The 20,546-nt window shown below is 72.6% G+C and carries 19 protein-coding genes; 10 read left to right on the forward strand and 9 right to left on the reverse strand.

Translation table 11 applies throughout. From position 1 onward, the window contains the following. Positions 1-84 precede the first annotated feature (84 nt). The 3 genes from ACZ7LV_RS17960 to ACZ7LV_RS17970 form a co-directional block, all read right to left on the reverse strand. The gene (locus ACZ7LV_RS17960) at positions 85-510 is read right to left on the reverse strand and encodes a peptidase M23 (RefSeq protein WP_471940353.1); all 426 of its coding nucleotides are present in this window, start codon (positions 508-510) and stop codon (positions 85-87) included. A 33-nt stretch (positions 511-543) separates the two neighbouring features. Further along, positions 544-1,041 carry a hypothetical protein gene (locus ACZ7LV_RS17965; RefSeq protein ID WP_471940355.1) on the reverse strand — a complete coding sequence of 166 codons (498 nt, stop codon included), beginning with the start codon at positions 1,039-1,041 and terminating at the stop codon, positions 544-546. A gap of 119 nt (positions 1,042-1,160) precedes the next feature. Next, positions 1,161-4,382, reverse strand: coding sequence for an AfsR/SARP family transcriptional regulator (locus tag ACZ7LV_RS17970; RefSeq protein WP_471940356.1), 3,222 nt, complete (start codon positions 4,380-4,382; stop codon positions 1,161-1,163). A gap of 265 nt (positions 4,383-4,647) precedes the next feature. On the opposite strand from ACZ7LV_RS17970, the gene ACZ7LV_RS17975 reads away from it, so the two are divergent. From ACZ7LV_RS17975 to ACZ7LV_RS18000, 6 genes are all read left to right on the forward strand, one after another. Next, positions 4,648-5,046, forward strand: a complete 399-nt coding sequence (locus tag ACZ7LV_RS17975; protein ID WP_471940357.1) for a hypothetical protein — start codon at positions 4,648-4,650, stop codon at positions 5,044-5,046. A gap of 268 nt (positions 5,047-5,314) precedes the next feature. Next, positions 5,315-5,974 (forward strand): M15 family metallopeptidase, encoded by a 660-nt coding sequence (locus tag ACZ7LV_RS17980; RefSeq protein ID WP_471940358.1) that lies wholly within the window; start codon positions 5,315-5,317, stop codon positions 5,972-5,974. A gap of 171 nt (positions 5,975-6,145) precedes the next feature. Next, positions 6,146-6,697 carry an RNA polymerase sigma factor gene (locus ACZ7LV_RS17985; protein ID WP_471940500.1) on the forward strand — a complete coding sequence of 184 codons (552 nt, stop codon included), beginning with the start codon at positions 6,146-6,148 and terminating at the stop codon, positions 6,695-6,697. A gap of 155 nt (positions 6,698-6,852) precedes the next feature. Continuing rightward, complete coding sequence (locus ACZ7LV_RS17990; protein WP_471940359.1) at positions 6,853-7,728, forward strand: C40 family peptidase; 876 nt, start codon at positions 6,853-6,855, stop codon at positions 7,726-7,728. 67 nt (positions 7,729-7,795) lie between these two features. Further along, a complete protein-coding gene (locus ACZ7LV_RS17995; protein ID WP_471940361.1) occupies positions 7,796-8,569 on the forward strand; it encodes a M23 family metallopeptidase in 774 nt (257 codons plus the stop codon). Continuing rightward, on the forward strand, positions 8,563-8,970 hold the full coding sequence (locus tag ACZ7LV_RS18000) for a hypothetical protein (protein WP_471940362.1): 408 nt from the start codon (positions 8,563-8,565) through the stop codon (positions 8,968-8,970). The genes ACZ7LV_RS17995 and ACZ7LV_RS18000 overlap by 7 nt, the downstream gene beginning before the upstream one ends. Before the next feature lie 86 nt (positions 8,971-9,056). Here the strand turns inward: ACZ7LV_RS18000 and ACZ7LV_RS18005 are convergent, their stop codons facing one another. After that, complete coding sequence (locus ACZ7LV_RS18005) at positions 9,057-9,449, reverse strand: hypothetical protein (RefSeq protein WP_471940363.1); 393 nt, start codon at positions 9,447-9,449, stop codon at positions 9,057-9,059. Between the two features lie 264 nt (positions 9,450-9,713). On the opposite strand from ACZ7LV_RS18005, the gene ACZ7LV_RS18010 reads away from it, so the two are divergent. Together ACZ7LV_RS18010 and ACZ7LV_RS18015 are read left to right on the forward strand one after the other, a co-directional pair. After that, on the forward strand, positions 9,714-10,934 hold the full coding sequence (locus ACZ7LV_RS18010) for a hypothetical protein (RefSeq protein ID WP_471940365.1): 1,221 nt from the start codon (positions 9,714-9,716) through the stop codon (positions 10,932-10,934). A 103-nt stretch (positions 10,935-11,037) separates the two neighbouring features. After that, entirely contained in the window at positions 11,038-11,415 is a 378-nt protein-coding gene (locus ACZ7LV_RS18015; protein WP_471940366.1) for a peptidase inhibitor family I36 protein, read from the forward strand. An 84-nt stretch (positions 11,416-11,499) separates the two neighbouring features. On the opposite strand, the gene ACZ7LV_RS18020 is transcribed toward ACZ7LV_RS18015, so the two are convergent. From ACZ7LV_RS18020 to ACZ7LV_RS18040, 5 genes are all read right to left on the reverse strand, one after another. Beyond that, complete coding sequence (locus tag ACZ7LV_RS18020; protein ID WP_471940368.1) at positions 11,500-12,732, reverse strand: cation:proton antiporter; 1,233 nt, start codon at positions 12,730-12,732, stop codon at positions 11,500-11,502. A gap of 89 nt (positions 12,733-12,821) precedes the next feature. Then, complete coding sequence (locus ACZ7LV_RS18025) at positions 12,822-14,732, reverse strand: amylo-alpha-1,6-glucosidase (protein ID WP_471940369.1); 1,911 nt, start codon at positions 14,730-14,732, stop codon at positions 12,822-12,824. Beyond that, positions 14,729-16,084, reverse strand: a complete 1,356-nt coding sequence (locus tag ACZ7LV_RS18030; protein WP_471940370.1) for an MGH1-like glycoside hydrolase domain-containing protein — start codon at positions 16,082-16,084, stop codon at positions 14,729-14,731. The genes ACZ7LV_RS18025 and ACZ7LV_RS18030 overlap by 4 nt, the downstream gene beginning before the upstream one ends. After that, positions 16,081-16,881, reverse strand: coding sequence for a sugar phosphate isomerase/epimerase family protein (locus ACZ7LV_RS18035; protein ID WP_471940372.1), 801 nt, complete (start codon positions 16,879-16,881; stop codon positions 16,081-16,083). Before ACZ7LV_RS18035 ends, ACZ7LV_RS18030 begins: the two co-directional genes overlap by 4 nt. Before the next feature lie 21 nt (positions 16,882-16,902). Then, on the reverse strand, positions 16,903-17,949 hold the full coding sequence (locus ACZ7LV_RS18040) for a zinc-dependent alcohol dehydrogenase (RefSeq protein ID WP_471940373.1): 1,047 nt from the start codon (positions 17,947-17,949) through the stop codon (positions 16,903-16,905). A 128-nt stretch (positions 17,950-18,077) separates the two neighbouring features. Here ACZ7LV_RS18040 and ACZ7LV_RS18045 point away from each other — a divergent pair, with 128 nt between their 5' ends. Together ACZ7LV_RS18045 and ACZ7LV_RS18050 are read left to right on the forward strand one after the other, a co-directional pair. After that, entirely contained in the window at positions 18,078-19,481 is a 1,404-nt protein-coding gene (locus ACZ7LV_RS18045; protein WP_471940374.1) for an ABC transporter substrate-binding protein, read from the forward strand. A gap of 31 nt (positions 19,482-19,512) precedes the next feature. Further along, on the forward strand, positions 19,513-20,532 hold the full coding sequence (locus ACZ7LV_RS18050) for a carbohydrate ABC transporter permease (protein ID WP_471940376.1): 1,020 nt from the start codon (positions 19,513-19,515) through the stop codon (positions 20,530-20,532). Positions 20,533-20,546 lie beyond the last annotated feature (14 nt).

Consider the following 20,546-nt stretch of genomic DNA (forward strand, 5'->3'; position numbering starts at 1 on the left):
ATATGCATGAATTGCGGATCCATGAAACGACACCGACGCCCGTCCGGGTGGACGGGCGTCGGCGGTCCCTCCGGGGCATGCCGGTCACCAGGCGCAGTCGGGCACCCCGGCGATCTTCTCGCCGCCCTGGATGTAGATGTTGTTGACCCAGCCGATCTTTCCGTCCGCCAGTTCGACCAGCGTCCACCAGCGGTTGCTGTAGCCGCTGTCGTGGATGGTCTCCCCCTCGCGCTGGCAGTGGCCCTTGGCCGTCGTACGGGACACGGTCGCGACGACGGTGGGGCAGGAGGCGCGCGACGGGTAGAAGACGCAGTCCGCGTCCGCCCCGTCATGACGGACGTTCACGTTCGTCGCCCAGATGTAGACAGACGTCAGGGCCGCCGACGCGTCCGCCCTGACGGTCGTGACGGCGGGCCGTTCCGGCGCCGCCGAGGCGGCCGGGGCCAGGGCCAGGAGCCCGGCCGTCAGGGCCGTGGCGGTCATCGCCTTGACGAGGTGCCCAGTATTCATGCTTCCTCCGGATTACGTCGGATTCCGTGCCGGTCAGGGGTACTCGCAGTCGATGGTCGGGTCGCTGGGGCTGTCGACCGGCGCTCCGGGCACCGGACTGTTGTTGGAGCCGCCGCTGACGTACACCGCCGAGATCCAGCCCAGGGTCCTGGTGCCGGGCGTGATGACCTGGACCCAGTAGGTGTTGGTGTAGGGACCGTCGGTCACGCGCCCCTCCGCGCCGTTGTCCACCTGGCAGTAGGCCGAGACCCGCACGCGCGTGAGCCGCTCGGTGGTGGCGAGGTCGCAGGACGTGCTCTGACAGGTACGCACCCGCACGTCGCTGGCCCACACGTACACGGACCCGGACGGCGGGTGCGCGGCCGCCGGCTGCGCGAACGACAGCAGGATCGAGGCGGCGACCACGAAGAGTCCGACGAAGGAACGCAGCGCTCCGAGCGCGGAGCGCCGTCCCGCGCCGCTCTTGTGGCTCTCGTGGCTCTTGTGGCTCTCCTGAGTGCGTACGTCCGTGCGTGGTGACGTCTCCGTCATGATGGGGTCCTCTCCCGCCGGTGGTCGCGGGCGGCGGGGTGCCGCGCCGTCCACCCCTGCGACGGGGGGAGGCCGCCCGCCGTATGACCACCGGGCCGCGTCGCCCGCGCGAGGCCGCCTCAGCGGGCCGGAACACCGTCGTCGGGCTCCAGGGGTTCCACGGCCTCCCGGCTGCCGAGTTCGCGGAATATGTGCCGCGCCTCCTCCTCCAGTTCGCGTCCCGCCGCCGGCGCGCCCTTGGCCAGTTCGGCGCGGGCGAGGTCGCGCAGGGTGCGGGCACGCCACAGCGGCAGCGCGAGCTTCTCCCACAGGCCGAGCGCCTGCCGCAGGATCTCGGTCGCGGTCTCCCATTCGGACGCGGCGAGGTGCCACTCGCCGAGGGTGCGCAGGACGAGGGCCTCGCCGAACATGTCCTGGCGCTCGCGGGTGATCTCCAGGCACCGGTCGAGACGGACCCGGGCCTCGGCCAGCCGGCCCTGCCGGAACTCGACCTTGGCCAGCGACTGACTCGCGTACATGACACCGAAGGCGTCGTCCGTCTCCTCGAAGATGCCCAGCGCCCGGCGCAGCAGCGACTCCGCGGCGGGCAGGTCTCCCCGCGCCCGGTGGCACAGACCCAGGGCGCGCAGCGCCAGTGCCTCGCCGTGGCGGTCCCATGCGGTGACGTACAGCCGGTGCGACTGGGAGAGGGCCTCCCAGGCCTCCTCGTGCCGGCCCTGGTCCCGGTGCACGCATCCGATGCCGTAGAGCACATGGGCCATGGACGCGATGTCCTCCGGCTCCCGGTACTGTTCGAGCGCCGAGGTCAGCAGCGTCAACGCCTCGGCGAAGCGGGCCTGTTCACGACGGGCCGCGCCCATGCCGGAAAGTGCCTCGGCGCGGCCTCGGCGCACCGCCCGCTCCTCGAACAGCCGCAGTGCCGCGGCGAAGAACGCGTGGGCCTCGTCGAAGCGGTCCTGCTCCAGGCGCAGTTGGCCGAGTCCGCTCAGCAGCCAGGCCTCGCCCTCCACGTCACCGCCCCGGCGTACCGCCTCCAGGGCCACGTCGTGCGAGCGGGACCAGGAGTCGAACTGGTTGTACAGCGCCGCGGAGGCGGCCATGAGGGCGGCGGCGAGTTCACGGGCCGCGTCGGACATGCCGTGCTCCGCGCAGTGCGTGACGGCGGCCAGCAGGCAGCGCTGCTCGGCGGCGAACCAGGCCGTCGGCTCGCCCGCCAGGTCGGCCGGTTCCTGCGAGGCGGTGCCCGGCAGGAGCCGGGACGCGCCGCCGGGACCGCGGGCGGCCGCGCTGCGCGCCAGGCCCAGCCAGCTCTCCACGAGTCGTCGGACCGCCGTCTCGCGCTCGTGCGGGTCCTCGTCGGCCAGACAGCGCTCGCGGGCGTGCTCGCGCGCCAGGTCGTGGATGCGGTAGCGGGTCCGGCCCGTCTCGTCGGTGCGGACGACCTCCACGAAGTGGCAGTCGACGAGTCGCTCGACCGCGTCCTCCGCCTCGTGCGAGGACACGTCGAGGAGCGGTCCGGCCACCCAGGCGGCGAAGTCGGGCAGGTCCATCAGGGCCAGGCGGCGCAGGGCGCGCTGCTCCTGGGCGTCGAGGTCGGCGTAGCCGAGTCCGAGGCTCGCGCGCACTTCCAGGTCGCCCGCCTGGAGTTCGTCCAGGCGGCGGCGTTCGTCCTTCAGGCGCGCGGCGAGCCGGGCGGGCGTCCAGTGCGGGCGGGCGGCGAGCCGGGCGCCGGCGACGCGCAGGGCGAGCGGGAGCCGGCCGCACAGGGCGACGATCTCGGCGGCCTGGCCCGGCTCCAGGGTGGGGCGGGTCGGGCCTGCCACGCGGGCCAGCAGGTCCAGCGCCTCCGGTTCGGAGGGCACGCCCAGATCGAGGTGGGTGGCGCCTTCCAGGGCGACCAGCCGGCGACGGCCGGTGATCAGTACCGCCGAACCGCCGCCCGGCGGCAGCAGGGGCCTCAGCAGCGCCTCGCTGACGGCGTTGTCGAGGATGAGCAGGACCCGGCGGCGCGCGATGTGCGTGCGGTACAGGCCGAGGAGTTCCTCCTCGTCGCGGACCTCCGTGCCCGGGTCGGCGCCGAGGGCGCGCAGCAACCGGGTCAGGGCGTCGACGGTCCGTACAGGCTCGGAGTCCGAGGCGCGCAGGTCCACGAAGAGCTGGCCGTCGGGGAAGAGCGCGGCGGTGCGGTGGCCGACGTGGACGGCGAGAGCGGTCTTGCCGGTGCCGGACCGGCCGGAGATGACCCCGACGGGCGGCGCGGTGCGCAGTGGGTCACGTACCTGCTCCAGGAGGGCGGTCGCCCAGGAGATCTGTTCGGTGCGCCCTATGAAATCGGCCACGTCCGGCGGCAGTTGTGAGGGAACGGGACGACGTGTGTCGTCGTGGGACCGCTGGGGGCGGGGCACAGGCGGCGCGTCCGTGTCGGCGGCCGGGCGGATCGCGCTCTCCTCGGCGGACGCGAATCCCGGCCCGGCGGGGCCGTGGGCGGCGGGGCTGCGTCCGGCAGGACCGTGTCCGGCGGGGGCGGTCGCGCCGCGCGCCGGGGGCCCGAGCACCGTGATGTCCCCTTGGAGCAGGGCCTGGTGCAGCGCCCGCAGTTCGGGTCCGGGGTCGAGGCCCAGTTCCGTACGGAGCAGCCGGCGGCCCTCGTCGTAGCAGCGCAGCGCGTCGGCCACCCGGCCGGTACGGAACAACGCGGCCATCAACTGGCCGCGCGGGCGCTCCCGCAGGGGGTGGGCGGCGACGTGCGCGACCAGTTCGGCGACGAGATCCGTCCGGCGGTCCAGGTCCAGCTCGGCGGCGAAACGGAACTCCTGCGCCTCCAGCCGGAGTTCCGTCAGACGCATGGCCTCGACGCGGGCGAAGCTCTGGCCGAGCCCTTCCAGCGCGTCCTGGCCGCGCCACAGACGCACCGCCCCCTGGAGGATGTCGACGGCTTCCTCGGGGCGCCCGTCGAGAGCCGCGTTCCGGCCGGCGGCGCACGTGTCCTCGAAACGCCGGGCGTCCACGGCGGAGGGCGGGAACTCGGCGACGTAGCCCGGTGACCGGGTGCGGATCGCGTCGCCGCCCTCCCGTCCGGCGAGGGCGCGGCGCAGTCCGGAGACGTGCGAGGCGACGAGCGCCCGCGCGGTGGCGGGCGGCTCCTCCTCCCAGACCAGGTCGACCAGGCGTTCGGCGGACAGGACCTCCCCCAGGTGCACGACGAGAGCCGCGAGTATCGCTGTCGGTTTCGCACCGTTCAGCGAAATCCGCTGCCCCCCGCTCGACACTTCGACCGGACCCAGAAGGCGAACGTCCACCTTGTCCCCCGAATTCACGTTCCCGCGAGTCAGGGACAACATACCGGCACCTGCGGACAGGCATGCCTCATACCGCACTGCCCTTCTTCTCACGGCAGAGCGGTGGGAACGGAAAGTGGCCAAAAATCGCTGGGTGTCCGGTGAGAATTCCTCCCAATTCGCGGAAGAGACTGTCCGACTTTCCACCTGGGGACGGAACGGGCCGCCCCTCCGTATGAGCGGTTCCCGAAGTGACGCATACGGGCCGCACCCGGGGGCCGTCATCCGGGCGCAGTGACGACCTCACACCGACCAGACGGAGGGCTCCATGACCGGAAAGACGACCAACCGCATCAGCCGACTGCGCCGCACGGCGGCCGCCGCGGCGGTGGCCTGCGGCGCGGGGGTGTCCCTGATCGCGGCCGCGCCGGCCCCCCAGGCCGCGGCCACCACCACGGTCTACGTCTGGGGGACCGACGTGAACATGCGCGGGTGCGCCTCCTTCGACTGCCCGCCCTACAGCGGGATCAAGGTGAGCCGGATGAACGTCACGGCGTACTGCCAGAGCACGGGTGACACCGTCAAGGACGGTCCCTACGAGAACAATTACTGGGTCGCGGTGGACGCCGGCGGGCCCCGCGGCTGGATCAGCGCCGTATACGTGCGTGGGGGCGACAATTACGAGCCCATTCCCGGAGTTTCCCAGAACTTCGAGGACTGCTTCTGATCGACCGAGGGCACAGGCGCGGTCGCCAGGTCCACGGGGCGGGCGGTGCGCGGAGCGCGGACGGGCCATTCGGCCCATGTCGCTCCGCGTGCCGCCCGTTTCGCACGAAAACGCGCCGCACCCGGGGGTGCCGGCCCTGCCCGGCAACCCGCCCACGGCCCCGCAGCCGACCGGACGGAGCTCTACCCGAGGCTCTGCGGCAGGCCATGCAGCAGGCCATGCAGCGGATCTGCAGAGCTTCTGCAGAGCCCCCCGCCACGCTGTGAGCGTGACGGACATCATCCTGCTTTCGGACCACCGAGTGGCCGGTACCCAAGTCGCCGACAACGGCGAGCCCTTGGCCGACGTCCGGGAGGTCGACGCGCTGCGGGTCGACACCCGGCAGGCCGACGGCGACGGCTCGTACGCGCATGTCAGGGCCGGCGTCCTGCGCCGGCTCCTGATCGCCCAGGACGCGCTGCCCCCGGGCATCCGCCTGCTGATGGTGGAGGGATTCCGGCCGGCCGCCCTGCAGCGCCGCTACTTCGACGAGTACGCGACCACCCTGCGCGCCGCCCACCCGGACGCACGGCCGGACCGGATCCGGGAGCTGGCCAGCGCGTACATCTCGCCCCCTGAGGTCGCCCCGCACGTCAGCGGCGGCGCGGTGGACCTGACGCTGTGCACCGCGGACGGCGCGGAACTCCCGCTGGGCACCGAGGTCAACGCCACCCCCGAGGAGAGCGAGGGACGCTGCCGCACCGGCGCGGCGGGCATCGACGCCGAGGCCCGCGCCAACCGGGCGGTGATGAGCCGCGCGATGACGGCGGCGGGCTTCGTCAACTACCCGACGGAGTGGTGGCACTGGTCCCACGGGGACCGGTACTGGGCGCTGATGACCGCGGCGCCCTCGGCCAAGTACGGGCCCGCCACCCTGCCCGGGCCGTGACGCGCCGGCCCCGAGGCAGACACACACCCACCGCCACACCCACCGCAGTACGAGACGGACGGACCCCGGGGGAACACCATGGAAAGCAGCTGCATCGCACCGACGATGACGAACAAGTCGTCCCTGACCGCGCAGACCACGGACACGGGCACGGCGATCCTCGACCAGCACATGACCGCGGCCGAGTTCGACGAGGCCTTCACCGCCGTGATGCCGAGGCTGCGGCGCCGCCTGCTGGCCCTGACCGGCAACCCGCACGACGCCGACGACCTGCTGCAGGAGACGTATCTGAGGCTCTCGCGGCGGGCGCGCGCCCGCACCCTGGTGCGGCAGCAGCAGCCGTACGCCTACACCTGTGCCGCGGCGCTGAACCTGCTGCGCGACCAGTGGCGGCACCCCTCCCGGCAGGAGCGTTCCACCGACCGGCTGCCGGAGCGGAGCTGGGACGGGGGCTTCGCGAGCCGGGAGGCCGAGGCGGTGGCGACGGCGCTGCTGCGCGGGCTCTCCCCGAAGGAGGCGGCCGCCGTGATCCTGGTCGACATCGAGGGTCTGACCCACGACATGGCGGGCGAACGACTCGGCGCCCACCGCGGCACGGTGCAGCGCAACCGGATGCGCGGACTCGCCAAGATCCGTGCCGCGCTCGACGCATACGAACCGGCCGCGGCGCCCGTCTCCACCACGAAGGCCCGAGGGACCGCGCGGCCCACGCCCACGGCGTGACCGGCGGCCCGAGGCGGACCGACCGACCGCCGGGCCCTGACCGACCCGCCCGCGGGCCCACGGACGAAGGGCCCGTCCCTGGACCGCACGCCCGTACACCACGCATCCGTACCCGACTCATCCGCACAGCGCCGAACCACCTCAGGGGGACCCGCATGCGCCGCACGAACCGCACATTGGCGGTGGCAGGAGGACTGCTGCTCGCCACCACGCTGACCTGTACCGGGACGGCGCTGGCCGCGTCGTCACCGGCTCCGTCGAAGACCGTGGCCGCCGCCGACTGCCGCGCCCTGGCGAGCGCTTCCGCCCAGGCGCAGGCGATCGTCGACGCCGCGTGCTCCCAGATCGGGGTGCCCTACTCGTGGGGCGGCGGCTCCATCCACGGTCCGACGTACGGCCAGGACTACCCCGGCGGCGGGCCCGGCGCCCACGACAGCCAGGTGAAGGGCTTCGACTGCTCGCACCTGGTGCAGTACGCGGCCTGGCAGGGAGCCGGCATCGCCCTGCCCGAGGGTTCCTGGAACCAGGCCCAGTGGAGCGGCGCCACCGCGCGGTTCGGCCGCGACCAGGGCCTCGGCCCGTTGCAGCCGGGCGACCTGCTGCTGTGGGGCTCGAACCCGGCGAACCTGGGCAGCGTCCACCACATCGCCATCTACCTCGGTGGCGGCAAGATGGTCGAGGCCCGCGAGTCGGGAACGCTCGTGATGGTCAGCGACGTGCGGCTCAACGCGCAGTACGCGGGCGCCCTGCGGATCGCGGGCGGCGAGCAGCCGCCGGCCGGCACCAAGCGCTTCATGACCTGGGGCACCCAGGTGGGCCTGCGCCCGGAGCCCGGCACCGGAAAGCCTCCCGTGACCCGTCTGCCCGGCCCGACCGCGGTCGACGTGCAGTGCCAGGCGCATGGCGAGATGGTCCACGCCGAGGGCTACAGCAACGACGCCTGGTCGTATCTGCCAAAGTACCGGGCCTGGATCTCCAACATCTACATCGACGCTCCCGAGGCCTGGTTGCCCGGAGTCCCGACCTGCTGATCCACGGGCGCGGCCCGGACCAGTGAACCGAACCCCACCACCCTTTCCGCACGGAGGAGAACTCGTCATGCGCGCACTCACGCGTCCCCAGTCCCTCGGCATGCTCGTCGCCACGGTCGCCGCGGCCGGGCTGGTCCCGCTCACGGCCGGCGCGGCCGACGCCGCGCCGGCCGCGGGGCCCGCCGCCTACACCGGCTCCTGCCCGACCGCCGGAACCGTCACCCAGGGCTACCACTCCGGTCACGACGGCGTCGACATCGCCAACAACCGCGGTACGCCGATCTACTCCGCCGGTCCCGGTACCGTCATCGTCTCCGGCACCGCCAGCGGCTACGGCCAGTGGATCCGCATCCGGCACGACGACGGCACGGTCACCGAGTACGGCCACATGTACGAGCGCCTCGTCTCCGTGAACCAGCGGGTCGGCGGCGGTCAGTTGATCGCGCGCATGGGCTCCGAGGGCCAGTCCACGGGCCCTCACCTGCACTTCGAGGCGCACAGCTCCACGTCCAGCACCCGCGGCTCGGACCCGGTGGCGTACCTGGCGGCGCGTGGGGTGAGCCTGCCGTGCACACCGGGCAGCGGCACGCCCGGCACCAACTTCACCACCTGGGGCACCAGTGTCCGGGTGCGGGCCGACGCCCGGCTGAACGCGGCGGTGGTGCGCACGCTGACGGGGCCGACGGCGGTCTTCGTCGAGTGCCAGAAGCGCGGTGACCTGGTCAACGCGGAGGGCTACAGCAACGACGCCTGGTCCTACATCCCCGGCCTCGGTGGCTACGTGAGCAACATCTACATCGACCACCCCGACGCCTGGCTGCCGGGGGTGCGTACGTGCTGACCGGCCTCCGTGCCGGTGGGAAGGGTGTCGCGGCGGTCGTCCTGGCCGCCGCGGCCCTCCTCACACCCGGCCTCACCACGTCCGCGCAGGCCGCCGACGCGGCGCCCTGCACCCGCGACCCCGACTACCCGGGCACCTACCGGTGCCCGATCTGGGGCTCGAACGTCAATCTGCGCGCCCGGCCCGACCAGCAGGCCGACGTCATCGCGACGTCGCCCGACAGCGGGTGGCTGAGGGTGCTGTGCCAGGTCAAGGGCGGCCGTGCGGAGTACGGCGGCTACTGGCACACCTGGTGGGTGAAGACCCCAGCGGTGGGCATGGCGCCGTCGGCCTACATGAGCGAGATCTTCCTCGTCGGGGGCGGGAACGACGAGCGCGACGCCGGTCTGCCGACCTGCTGAGCCTCGTACCCGCCGCACTCAGCCGGATGCCCCTGGGACCACTTTGGTGGTCCCAGGGGCATCGGCATGCGCTTCGGCACTCGGCGTCAGCTCGGGCACACGTCCACGGAGTCGGCCGGGTCCTGGCCGACGTTGACGTTGCCGCCCCAGGCCCAGACGTTCCGGTAGGGGCCCTTGGACAGGTCGACGCCGTCGTGGACGGTGCCGCGGTACCAGACGTCCGTGTGGTAGCCGCCCGCGGTGACCGGTTGGCCGTGCACGTAGCAGACCCCGTCCATGTAATAACGGTTCCTGGTGGAGCCGGTGTTGAGCACCGGCACGTTCTGCGTGCCGGGCGCCGAGCGGACGTTGCTGTTCGTCTGCAAGGAGACGTAGAAGCCGGCGGCGCCCGCGTGGGCGGTGCCGGTGGTGGCGAACAGGGTGAGCGCGGCGCCGGCGGCGAGGCCGGCCGCGGCGAGGCGGGTGCTGCGCTGGGACATGGGTGCTCTCCCGGAGGGGTCGGGCCCGGGCAGGGCCGGATGGGTGCGTGCCGGGCCAGGTGCGCCGTCCCCCGCGGGTGGTGGCGGCCCCCGGCCCGTACCCGGGGGACGGTGGGGGGCGGGTCGTCGTATGAGCGCCGGGCCGGATCGTGGCCTTTCGGCCCCGTCCTGCTCCCGGGCCGCCCGGTCCTCATACGGCGTGGCGTGCGGCGCCGTCCAGCCGATGGTGCGAGCGACGCACCACCACCCGACCTGAGGATGACCATGAAGACTCTGAACAGCGCACGTGGCGGGCGCCTGGCCCGGTCCGCCCGTCGTCGCGTGGTGCACGCCGGTGTGTGTGCCGCCGCCCTGGCGGCGCTCGTGGGCACCACCGCGACCGCCGCCTCCGCCGAGGCCTCCGCGCCGCCCGCGGCGGTCCAGGTCGAGGTGCCGGCCGGGGTGACGGCGGGCGTCGCCGTCTTCGACCGGCAGACCGGCGCGTTCACCGAGCAGCTGAACACCGCGGGGCAGTTCCGGTCGGCGTCCGTGGTGAAACTGCTGATCGCCCTCGACGTCCTGTGGAACCGCACCCCCGACTCCCTGCCCGCCGCCGACCGGGCGAGGATCGACTCGATGCTGCGCGGCAGCGACGACGCGGCCGCGAGCACGTTCTGGGCGAACAACGGCGGGGGCGCGATCATCGACCGGATGATCCCGCGTCTGGGCCTGACGGACACCGCCCGGCCGCCGGCCACGCACCCCGGCTTCTGGGGCTACACGGCGCTCTCGGCCCGCGACACCGTGAAGATCTACCGCTACCTGCTGGACACCGCTCCCGCGGCGGTCGGTGACTATCTGCTCGGCAACCTGCGGCAGTCCACCCGCTGCGCCACCGACGGCTACGACCAGCACTTCGGCATCGCCGGCTCCTTCAACCGGCCCTGGGCCGTCAAGCAGGGCTGGTCGGGCTTCAGTTCCGGTGGGTGCACGGCACCGGCCGCGGCGGCCGGGACGGCCGCGAAGGAGCCGCACGCCGGTCCGGCGGCCGACCCGGGCGCCCGGACCCCGGCGGGGGCCGACGCCGTCGACCTCGCGCGTCCCGCGCTGCACACGACGGGCGTGGTGGGCGCGGGCGACCGCTCCATCGTGGTCGTCTACACCCTGCACCCGACCGGCACGTCCTACGGCAAGGCGTATTCGGACGTCGGGCGCCTCACCCGCTCGCTGAACGTTCCCGGCGCCACCCGCCCGGCCGGTACCTGGGTCGGCACCTGGGGTTCTGGGGTCCGTGTCCGCACCCAGACGACGACCACCTCCGGCCCGCTCACGACGCTGCCGGCCGGCGTCGAGGTCCTGGTCGGCTGCCAGAAGCGCGGCCAGCAGGTCAGCGTGCCGCCCTACGTCAACGACTGGTGGGCCTATCTGCCGCAGTACAACGGCTACATGACCAACATCTACCTCAGCGTGCCGGAGAACCAGGTGCCCGGGGTGCCCGTCTGCTGACCCGCCTACCGGGACGGCGCGCGGCTCATACGGCGGGTACCGACGCGCCGTCCCCCGGGTGAGACGACCTGGTGGGACGACCTTCACGTGAGGGAGAACAGCGATGGGCAAGCGTGTACTCGGAGCCCTGGCCGCGGTGGCGGCTGTCGCGGGTGTGCTGGGCACGGCGCCGGCGGCCTCGGCCGCGCCGAATCCGCCCGGATGCCCAAAGGGCTACTTCTGCATCTACTCCGACATCATGCAGCAGGGCCGGCTGGTGCTGAAGTCGGACGCCGACTGGTCGGGCAGGGCGGTCGGCATGTCCATCTTCAACAACGGCAACCCGTTCCCCGGCTACGACCACATTCAGGTCGAGTGGGGCTGGGAGGACGGCGGCCGCTTCTCGGACTGCATCCACTTCAACCCCGGGCCGGGCGCCTTCTCCCAGAGCTTCGGCGCCAACGCCGTCTTCACCAAGGTGACGTGGCGCGGCGAGTGCTGACCCGGCACCGGCCCTGGTGGACCGGCGGTCGCGACCTCCCGCAGGGGAGGAGGTCGCGGCCGTCGGTCCGCCGGCCCCCGGGCTTCAGGAGGACCCCGGCGGCCGGCCGCGCCACAGGGCACCGACCCCGCCGGGCCGGGCGTAGAGCCGGGCGACCGGTTCCGAGCTCAGACCGTGCAGCACGATGCTGACCAGGACGGTCATCACCATCACCTTGGCGATGACGTCGTCGTAGCGCTCCGGGACGTCGATGATCGCCAGCGATCCGAACACGATCGACGTCACGCCCCGCGGGCCCATCCAGCCCAGGAACAGCTTGTCGGCGGGGTTCATGCCCGTCCCCGCCAGGGCGATCAGCACGGGGACGATGCGTACCAGGGTCACGGCGAGCAGCGCGTAGCCGAACACGGAGACCTGAAGGCCGTGCGCGAACACGCTGTTGACGATCTGGCCGAACAGGAACCACAGGGCGAGGGTCAGGAGGGTCACCAGATCCTCTGTCATCTCCACCGCGGTGCCGGGGAGATGGCGCATCGCCGGGGCGAAGCAGACGCCCGCGACGAACGAGGCGACGAAGCCGTTCCCTCCCACGGCCACCGAGAAGGCGTAGGCGACCAGGGGCACGGCCAGGACGCCCAGCCTGACGGCCGTCGGCGTGGTCCAGCCGTGGGCCCAGGACCCGCGCAGCAGTCGACCGCTCGCCCAGCCCACCGCCGCGCCCGTGGCGAGTGCCCAGGCGGATGCCACCACCGCCGTCAGGAGGGCGTCGAGGTAGTCGGCGTCGGCTCCGCGTGACTCGACGCCGATGGCGATGCACAGGAGGAACACCGGCGAGACGACGCCGTCGTTGAGCCCTCCCTCGACGTTCAGGAGGTCCCGCAGCCGGGACGGGATCCTGCGGTCACGGACGACGGCGGCGACCGGGGCGAGGTCCAGCGGGACCACGACGGTCGCGAGGACGGCGAGCAGCCAGGCCGGCTGGTCCGGGAAGAGGAGGTACCCGGTGAGGAAGGCGGCGCACAGCGTGAGGGGCAGCGCCACGGACAGCAGGCGTACGAACAGCCCCCTCTCCCGCCTGATCACCGACCCGGGCACCTCGACCGCGTCCACGAAGAGCAGCAGGGCGAGGATCACCTCCACCGCGTGCTCGAACACTTCCGTGTCGAGGTCGAAGCGGAGCGGCGGATGCGGTCCGGCGGTCATCGCGACGCCCGCCGCGATCATGGCGAGGGGCGCCGTGATGCTCCAGCGGGAGAGCCGGTGCGCGAGCAGCGACCAGACGAACAGAATCCCCGCGATGACCGCTACGGCGAGCATGGCGCCCCGCCCTCCGACGCTGCGTGTTCCGGTTCCGCAGCGAGCCTAGGGCAAGTGATCCACACCACACCGCAGCCACTTCCGTGGCGTCACGCCTGACGCAACGCCGTCCGCAGGGCGAGCGGGGTGGCGGCCGCCCATGCCTGGGGTGAGCAGGAGTGGGGGTAGGGCACCGGGCCCGCGGTGCCGGAGCGGGCGTAGCCGGCGATGACCTCGGGCAGGCGGTGGTCGTGCCGGGCCGCCGCCGCGAGGAGTCCCTCGGCGACCGTGGCGACCTCGTCGGTGAGCCCGTAGCGGGCCAGCCCGAGGGCGATGACCGCGTTGTCGTGGGGCCAGGCGCTGCCGCGGTGGTAGGACAGCGGGTGGTACGGCTGCTGTCCGGCGGCCAGGGTGCGGATGGCCCAGCCCGAGAAGAAGTCCGCCTCCAGCAGGCGCCGGCCCACGCGGTGGGCGCGGTCGGTGTCGAGGATGCCGGACCACAGCAGGTGCCCCGCGTCGGACGCGAGGGCGTCGACCTGGCGGCCCGCCCCGTCCAGGGCGAGGGCCGGGAAGTCGGCCCCCGGCATCCAGAAGTCCGTCAGGAAGCGGGCGCGCAGCCGGGCGGCGGCCTCCCGCAGGCGGAGCGCGTATGCCTCGTCCCCCCAGACGTCGCTGGCGAGTGCCGCGGTGCGCACGAGTGCGTCGTAGGCGTAGCCCTGGGCCTCCGAGACCGCGATCGGGCCCTCGGCCTGGGTGCCGTCGGTGAAGCAGATCGCGCCCGCGGAGTCCTTCCAGTTCTGGTTGACGAGACCGCCGGGGTCGGGGGTGTAGACGAGGTAGCCGTGCTTGTCCAGGCCGCCGTCGGTGAGCATCCAGTCGACGGCCCGCCGGGCGTGCTGCTCCAGACGGACGGCCAGGGTGCGGTCGCCGGTCGCCTCGTGGTGGGCGTGCAGGAGGACCAGGAACAGGGGGGTCGCGTCGACGGCGCCGTAGTACCGGCCGTAGGGGATCTGGCGGAAGTGGGCGAGTTCGCCGTGGCGGGTCTCGTGGACGATCCGTCCGGGCTGCTCACCGCTGAAGGCGTCGTGGTCCGTCCCCTGGGTCGCGGCGAGCGCGCTCAGGGTGGCGGCGGCCGTCTCCGGTCGGTAGGGCAGCAGGAAGTACGACGTCAGCAGGGAGTCGCGGCCGAACAGGGTGAGGAACCACGGGATTCCGGCGGCGGGGACGTACACCTCCTCGCCGTCGACTCCCGTGACCGGGATGGTCAGCAGGTCGACGTCGGCCAGCCCGCGTTCGCAGGTGCGGGTGAAGTCGTCCGCCGGTGCGGCCGTCCGCCGGTGCGGGTCCGAGGCGGCCGGGGCGCGGACCGCCGGGCCGTGCGGCTCGGCGCGCACGGTCAGGTGGAGTTCGGCCTGACCGTGGCCGTCCAGTTCCAGGTGCCAGGTCAGGGTGTGCGCGGTGGAGTCCGCGGCCGTCCCGGCGGGCTCCGTGGCGTCGGGGGCCGGGCTGCCCGTGACGGTGGTGCGGGCGTGCCAGTCGCCGCGCCGGTAGTCGAAGCGCAGGCCCTCGTCGGTCGGCCGGGTCTCGTACCGGGCGCCGGGCTTCGGGTAGTGGCGGTCGTCCGCGCGCAGCTCGAACAGGTCGGCGAAGTCGGCGTCGACGGTGAGGTCGACGCGGGCGGTCACCGGGTCGGGACGGTTGCTCACCAGGCGCAGGTGCTCCGTCAGCGTTCCCGCGGCGACGGTCTGCCGCCGGAAGACGGTGAAGGCGGGCGGGTTGTCGCGGGTGCCCTGGGGGGTCAGGACGCCGGTGGCGGTGTCGTCCGTCTCCGCCGTGGCCGGCACCAGGGCCGTCGGGGTGGTGCCGTCGACGGTGAGTTGCCAGCGGCTGAGGTGACGGCCGTCACGCACGAACACGCCGTCGGGCGTCCTGCCGCGGGTGCCGGTGATGCCGCCCTCGCTGTCGAGGCGGGCGAAGGTGGCGTCGCGGACCAACTGGACGCGGGTGTCGGCCGCGGTCATGAGGTGCTCTCCTCGGGGTCGGCGCACAGCAGGTCGAGGGTGAGGGCGGCGGTCCAGGAGAAGTGCCGGGTCCCGCGCGCGGCGCCGGTGGTCGGGTCGACGTACTCGGCGAACTCCGACTTGCCCGCCTCGGCGAGGAAGCCCTGGCGCAGGCGCTCGGCGTGCGCATGGTGGCCGTGGACGCGCAGCCCCCGCTCGATCAGCCAGGCCGTGTTGAACCAGGCCGGGCCCCGCCAGTACCGGGTGCGCGCGAAGGCGTGGCCGGTCAGGTCGTAGCTGGGCACCAGCGAGGTGGCCGGCGCCGTGAAGTGCGGGCCGTCGAGCGTCTCGCGCAGGCCGGCGACGACGCCGGGCGGCAGATGCGGGACGACCAGCGGGACGAGCCCGCTGACGCTCCGCTCGTCGATCAGGGTGTCGCTGCCCAGGTCACGCACGCGGAACAGGCCTGCTTCGGCGTCCCAGAGCCGGTCCACCAGGCGCCGGGTCAGTGCCTCGGCTCGCGCGGTGTGGGGTTCGCCGGTGACACCGAGGTCCCGGGCCATCTCGGCCAGCGCCCACTCGCTCACGATCAGCAGGGCGTTGAAGCTGGGGTCCTCCACGGCGAAGCCGTGCCGCACCACGCGGTCGTCGTAGCCCGCCTCCCGGTAGTCGGTCGCGAGGCGGACGTAGCGGCCGTAGTCGAGGTCGGTGGGACGGTCGGCGGGGTGCCCGTGGTCCAGGTCCGCGCGCTGGAAGCTGTCGGGCGGGGTGGGCGTGACGCGTTGCAGGGGCGGGTCCCAGCAGGGGCTGTTGTCCATGCCGGGTTCCCACGGGTGGACGACGGCCGCCAGTCCCCCGCCGCCGAGGTCGCGGCGGGTCAGGAGGTACTCGTGCCACGCGGCGAGCCGGGGATACACACGGGCGAGGAAGCCCCGGCGGCGCGATTCTCCGGTGTCCGCCCGGTGCACGAGCCAGGCGGCGAGGGCGTGCACCGGTGGCTGGACGATGCCGGAGGTCTCGGGTGCCGACGGGGCGCCGGCCGCGCGGCCGGCGTGCGAGGACTGCCAGAAGTCGGGGCTCGGGAAGTACGCGTCGTGCGGCAGGGCGGGGTTGAACAGGATGTGGGGGATGCGCCCGTCGGCCCACTGCCCGGCGAGCAGGGACTCCAGCTCCTGCTGGGCGCGGCGCACCGACAGGTGCCGCAGGCCGATGGCGATGAAGGCGGAGTCCCAGCTCCACTGGTGGGGGTAGAGGGTGCGGGAGGGAACGGTGGAGGCACCGGTCCAGTTGTCGATGAGGACCCGCGCCGCACCGCGCCGCAGTGTCAGGTGCGCGGAGGCGGTGGGCACGGGTCGGTCCAGGAGGGAGCTCACGCGCCGGACCTCTTGAGGAAGGCGGGAACGGAGCGGACGGCGTCGACCGGGTCGCCGGTCAGGCGGCACTCCAGGGCCAGGTAGCCGTCGTAGCCGATGGTGTGCAGGGCGCCGAGCCAGGCGGGCCAGTCGAGGTGTCCGGCACCGGGCTGGAAGCGGTTGGAGTCGGAGACCTGGGCGTGGCCGATGACGTCGGCGTGGGCGAGGATCGCGGCGGCGGGGTCGCTCTCCTCGATGTTCATGTGGTAGCTGTCGATGCCGATCCGCACGGAGTCCAGGCCGGTCGCGCGAATCAGGTCGGCGGCCTGTTCGAGCCGGTTGACCATGTGGTCCTCGTACCGGTTGAGGGGCTCCAGGAAGAGGGCGACGCCCTCCTTGCGGGCGTGCTCGCCGAGCTCGGTCAGTCCGGCCAGCAGGACCTCGCGGTCCTCCTCCTCGGTGCGCGGGGGTACGAAGGGCGGCAGGCGGCGCGAGAACATCCCGTACGAGGCGGGGGTCTGGGCGCCCAGACCGCCGATCTCGGCGATCACGGTGAGCTGGGACTTCATCTGGGCGATCGCGTCGCGGCGCTGCGCGTCGTCGAAGGCGCCGAGGAAGTGCAGCATGTCGACGCAGACGGTGGGCATGACCACACCGTCCTTGCGGGCCTGGCGGAGTTCGTCGAGGCGGGCGGCGAAGTCCAGGTCGCCCTTGCCGCGCAGTTCGATGGCGTCGTAGCCGGCCTGCTGGGCGAAGTCCCACTTGGCCTGCAGGGTGTCTCCGGGCAGGAGTTGCTCCTGGACGGCGGTCTTGAGCATGAGGGGGGCCTTTCAGAGCTCTCAGAATTCCAGGACGACCTGCAGCGCCTCCGCGGGGCGCTCGTCCAGCAGCACGTACGCGTCGGCGGCCTCGGCGGCGGGGACCACGTGGCTCACCAGGGAGGTGACGTCCACCTGTCCCTCGGCGACCAGCCGCAGGAAGGTCTGCTGCAGACGCTCGACCGTCCAGCGGCCGGACAGCTGCGGGGGCACGCCGCCGATCTGGGAGCAGATGAGCTGTACGCGGTTGTGGTGGAACTCGTCGCCCAGGCGCAGGCCGATGCCGTCGCCCTGGTAGAAGCCGGAGGCGACCACGCGGCCGCCGACGGCCACGGAGCGCAGGGCGTCGTGCAGGGCGGGGTAGACACCGCTGATCTCGATGGCGAGGTCGGCGCCGAGTCCGCCGGTGGCCTCGCGGACGCGTTCGGCGACGGCGTCGGTGCGGGCGTTGAGGGTGGTGTGGGCGCCGTACCGCTTGGCGGTCTCCAGGCGGCCGTCGAGCGCGTCGACCGCGGTGACGCGGGCACCGTTGAGCTGCGCGAGGCGGGTGGTGAGCAGTCCGATGACGCCCTGCCCGAACACGGCGACGTCCTCACCGACGTGGATGTCCCCGGCGAGCACGGCGTTGTACGCGATGGCGCCGACCCGGGCGAAGGCGCCGGCCAACGGCTCCAGGCCCGCGGGCAGCGTGTGGCCGATCATGCGCTCGGCCGGGACCACGCCCTCGCTGCGGTGACCCCAGATGCCCCACACCAGGTCGCCGGGCCGGGGCAGCCCGGGGGTGCCCTCCAGCTCCGGGGAGACCTCGACGACCTCGCCCACCTCCGAGTAGCCCCAGCCTGCCACCGGGTACTCGATGCCGGCCGCGCCGTCGCGGAACAGCCGCGCCTCGGGGTCCCAGGTCCGCGTCAGATAGGGATTGGTGCCGCGGTAGGCCGTGAGCTCGGTACCGGCGGAGATGCCCGAGTAGCGGGTGCGGACGCGGAGGTGTCCGGGCGGCAGATCGGCTCTGTCGTGCTCGGCAACCTCCACCTGGCGGGGGCCTGTGAATTGAACGACGCGTTCCACGGAGGGCTCCGGAAGAGTTGCAGGTTTTTCGGTTGCGTCGACAATAACCCCAACTTATGTCTTGTCAACAAGCAAAACTGATGCTGTGATGCGTTCTCAGTAGACGTAAGTCGGAACGAGGACACGCAATGCGCACCAAGAGCCGGCGATCGACGACGATCGCGGTGGGCGTCACGGCAGCCCTGGGGATCGGGCTGCTGTCGGGCTGCTCCAGCAGCACCGGGCCGGGGAAGCCGGACCGGGAGATCACGGTCTGGTCCCAGGAGAACCTCCCGGACCGCATCGCCGTGCAAGAGAAGATCATCGACGGGTTCGAGAAGAAGACGGGCATCAAGGTCCGTCTCGTCGGAGTCGACGAGGGGCAGATGCCCCAGCTGATCATGTCGGCGGCGGCCTCCGGCACGCTGCCGGACGTCATCGGCGCGGCCCCGATGGGCCAGGTCTGGCAGATGTACACCAACGGACTGCTGAACACGAGCATCCCGAAGGAGATCATCGGCGAGCTGGGGCGCGACACCTTCAACGCCAACGCCCTGGACCTGACCTCCGACGGGAGCACCAGTCTCGGAGTGCCCTCCGACGCCTGGCTCCAGCTGCTGGTCTACCGCAAGGACCAGTTCGACCGGAAGCAGCTGGCGGCCCCCGACACCTACGAGCGGGCGCTCGCGGCCGGCAAGGCGCTCAGCGGCAAGGGCAACGACGGCATCTCGGCCGCGACCGACCCCGGTGACGTCTTCACCTCGCAGAGCTTCGAGAGCGTGGCCCTGGCCAACGACTGCCAGCTGGTCGGCGACGACCACGAGATCGCCCTCGAATCCCCGCAGTGCGAGACCGCGTTCAAGACCTACGACGAGCTGGCGCGCACCTACGGCGCCCCCGGCACCCAGACGGTGGACTCGACCCGGGCCACCTACTTCGCGGGCCGCTCCTCGATGATCATCTGGTCGTCGTTCCTGCTCGACGAGCTCGCCGGCCTGCGCAAGGACGCCCTGCCCAGCTGCCCCGAGTGCCGCAAGGACACGGAGTACCTCTCCTCCCACAGCGGCATCGTCACCGCGATGAAGGGCCCCGACGCCACCGAGGCCGCGCAGTTCGGCGAGATCACCTCCTGGGTGACCACCAAGACCGCCGAGACCGCCGCCTCCCGCGAGTTCATCCAGTACATGATGGGCAGCGGCTACGAGTCCTGGTTCGGGATGGCGCCCGAGGGCAAGATCCCCGTCCGGCAGGGCACGGCCGCCGAGCCCGAGCGCTACATCGAGGCGTGGCGGCACAGCGAGATCGGCGTCGACACCAAGAAGCCCTTCGACGAGGTCTTCCCCGCGAGCCTGCTCAACCAGCTCGCCGACGGCGTCAGCAACATGCGCCGCTGGGGCATCACCCAGGGCGAGGGCGCACTCGTCGGCGCCACCAACGGTGAACTGCCGGTGCCCAAGGCCATCGGCGCCATGACCAGCGGCCAGGCCTCCCCCGCGGAGGCGGCACGCGAAGCCGGCGACGAGGTCGCCGCCCTCAAGAAGTCCCTGCAGTAGCCGCCCGCCTGCACGTCACGAAGGTCCCCTCATGACTACAGCTCCAGCCGGCGCGCCAGAGCGCCGGGACACCAGCCCCGGGCCCGCCGAGCGGCCCGCACCGCGGGGCCGCCGCCCGATGACCGCCAGCCGTCGCGAGAACCGCGCCGGACTCGCGTTCGTCTCACCCACGTTCCTCGTGGTCTTCGTGGTGGTCATCCTGCCCATCCTGTGGACCGTGCTCCTGGCGTTCCAGGACGCCAAACTGGTCGACATCCAGGGCATGGGCCTCTTCGGCAACTGGTCCCTGGACAACTTCGCCCAGGTCTTCGACTCCGCCGGATTCTGGTCCAGCCTGGGCACCACGCTCCTCTACACCGCGGGTGCCACGCTCGGCTCCGTCTCCCTCGGACTCGTCGCCGCGCTCGCGCTGCGCAAGCCCTTCCGCGGCCGCGGTCTGCTGCGCGCAGCGATGCTGCTGCCGTACGTCGCCCCCGTCGTGGCCGTGGCCTTCGTCTGGGAGGTCGCCCTCAGCCCTCAGTACGGCGTGGTGAACGACTGGGGCCGGCGACTGTTCGGCTGGGACGACCCCATCGCCTTCCTCTCGACCCGCGAGTACGAAGTGCACCTGCTCGGCCTGCACTTCGACATCCCGCTGGCCCTGCTGACCGTCATCGCCTTCGAGTGCTGGCGCTACTTCCCGTTCGCGTTCCTGTTCATCCTCGCCCGGCTCCAGGCGGTGCCGGACGGCCTGGAGGAGGCCGCCCTGGTGGACGGCGCCACCCACAGCCAGCGCTTCCGCCACATCCTGCTGCCCCAGCTGATGCCCGTCATCGCCCTGTTGTGTGTGCTGCGGTTCATCCTCACCTTCAACAAGTTCGACGACGTCTACCTCCTGACCGGTGGTGGCGCGGGCACCGACGTGGCCGCCGTCCGGGTCTACGACTTCCTCACCGCCCGCTACGACGTCGGGGCCGCAGCGGCCCAGGCTCTCGCGCTGGCCGTGGTGCTCATGATCCTGCTCGGCCTCTACTTCAAGTTCTTCGGCAACAAGGTCAAGGAGGAGTCGTGACCCGCAAGGCCGCC

Source organism: Streptomyces sp. NPDC107562, from assembly GCF_055657325.1.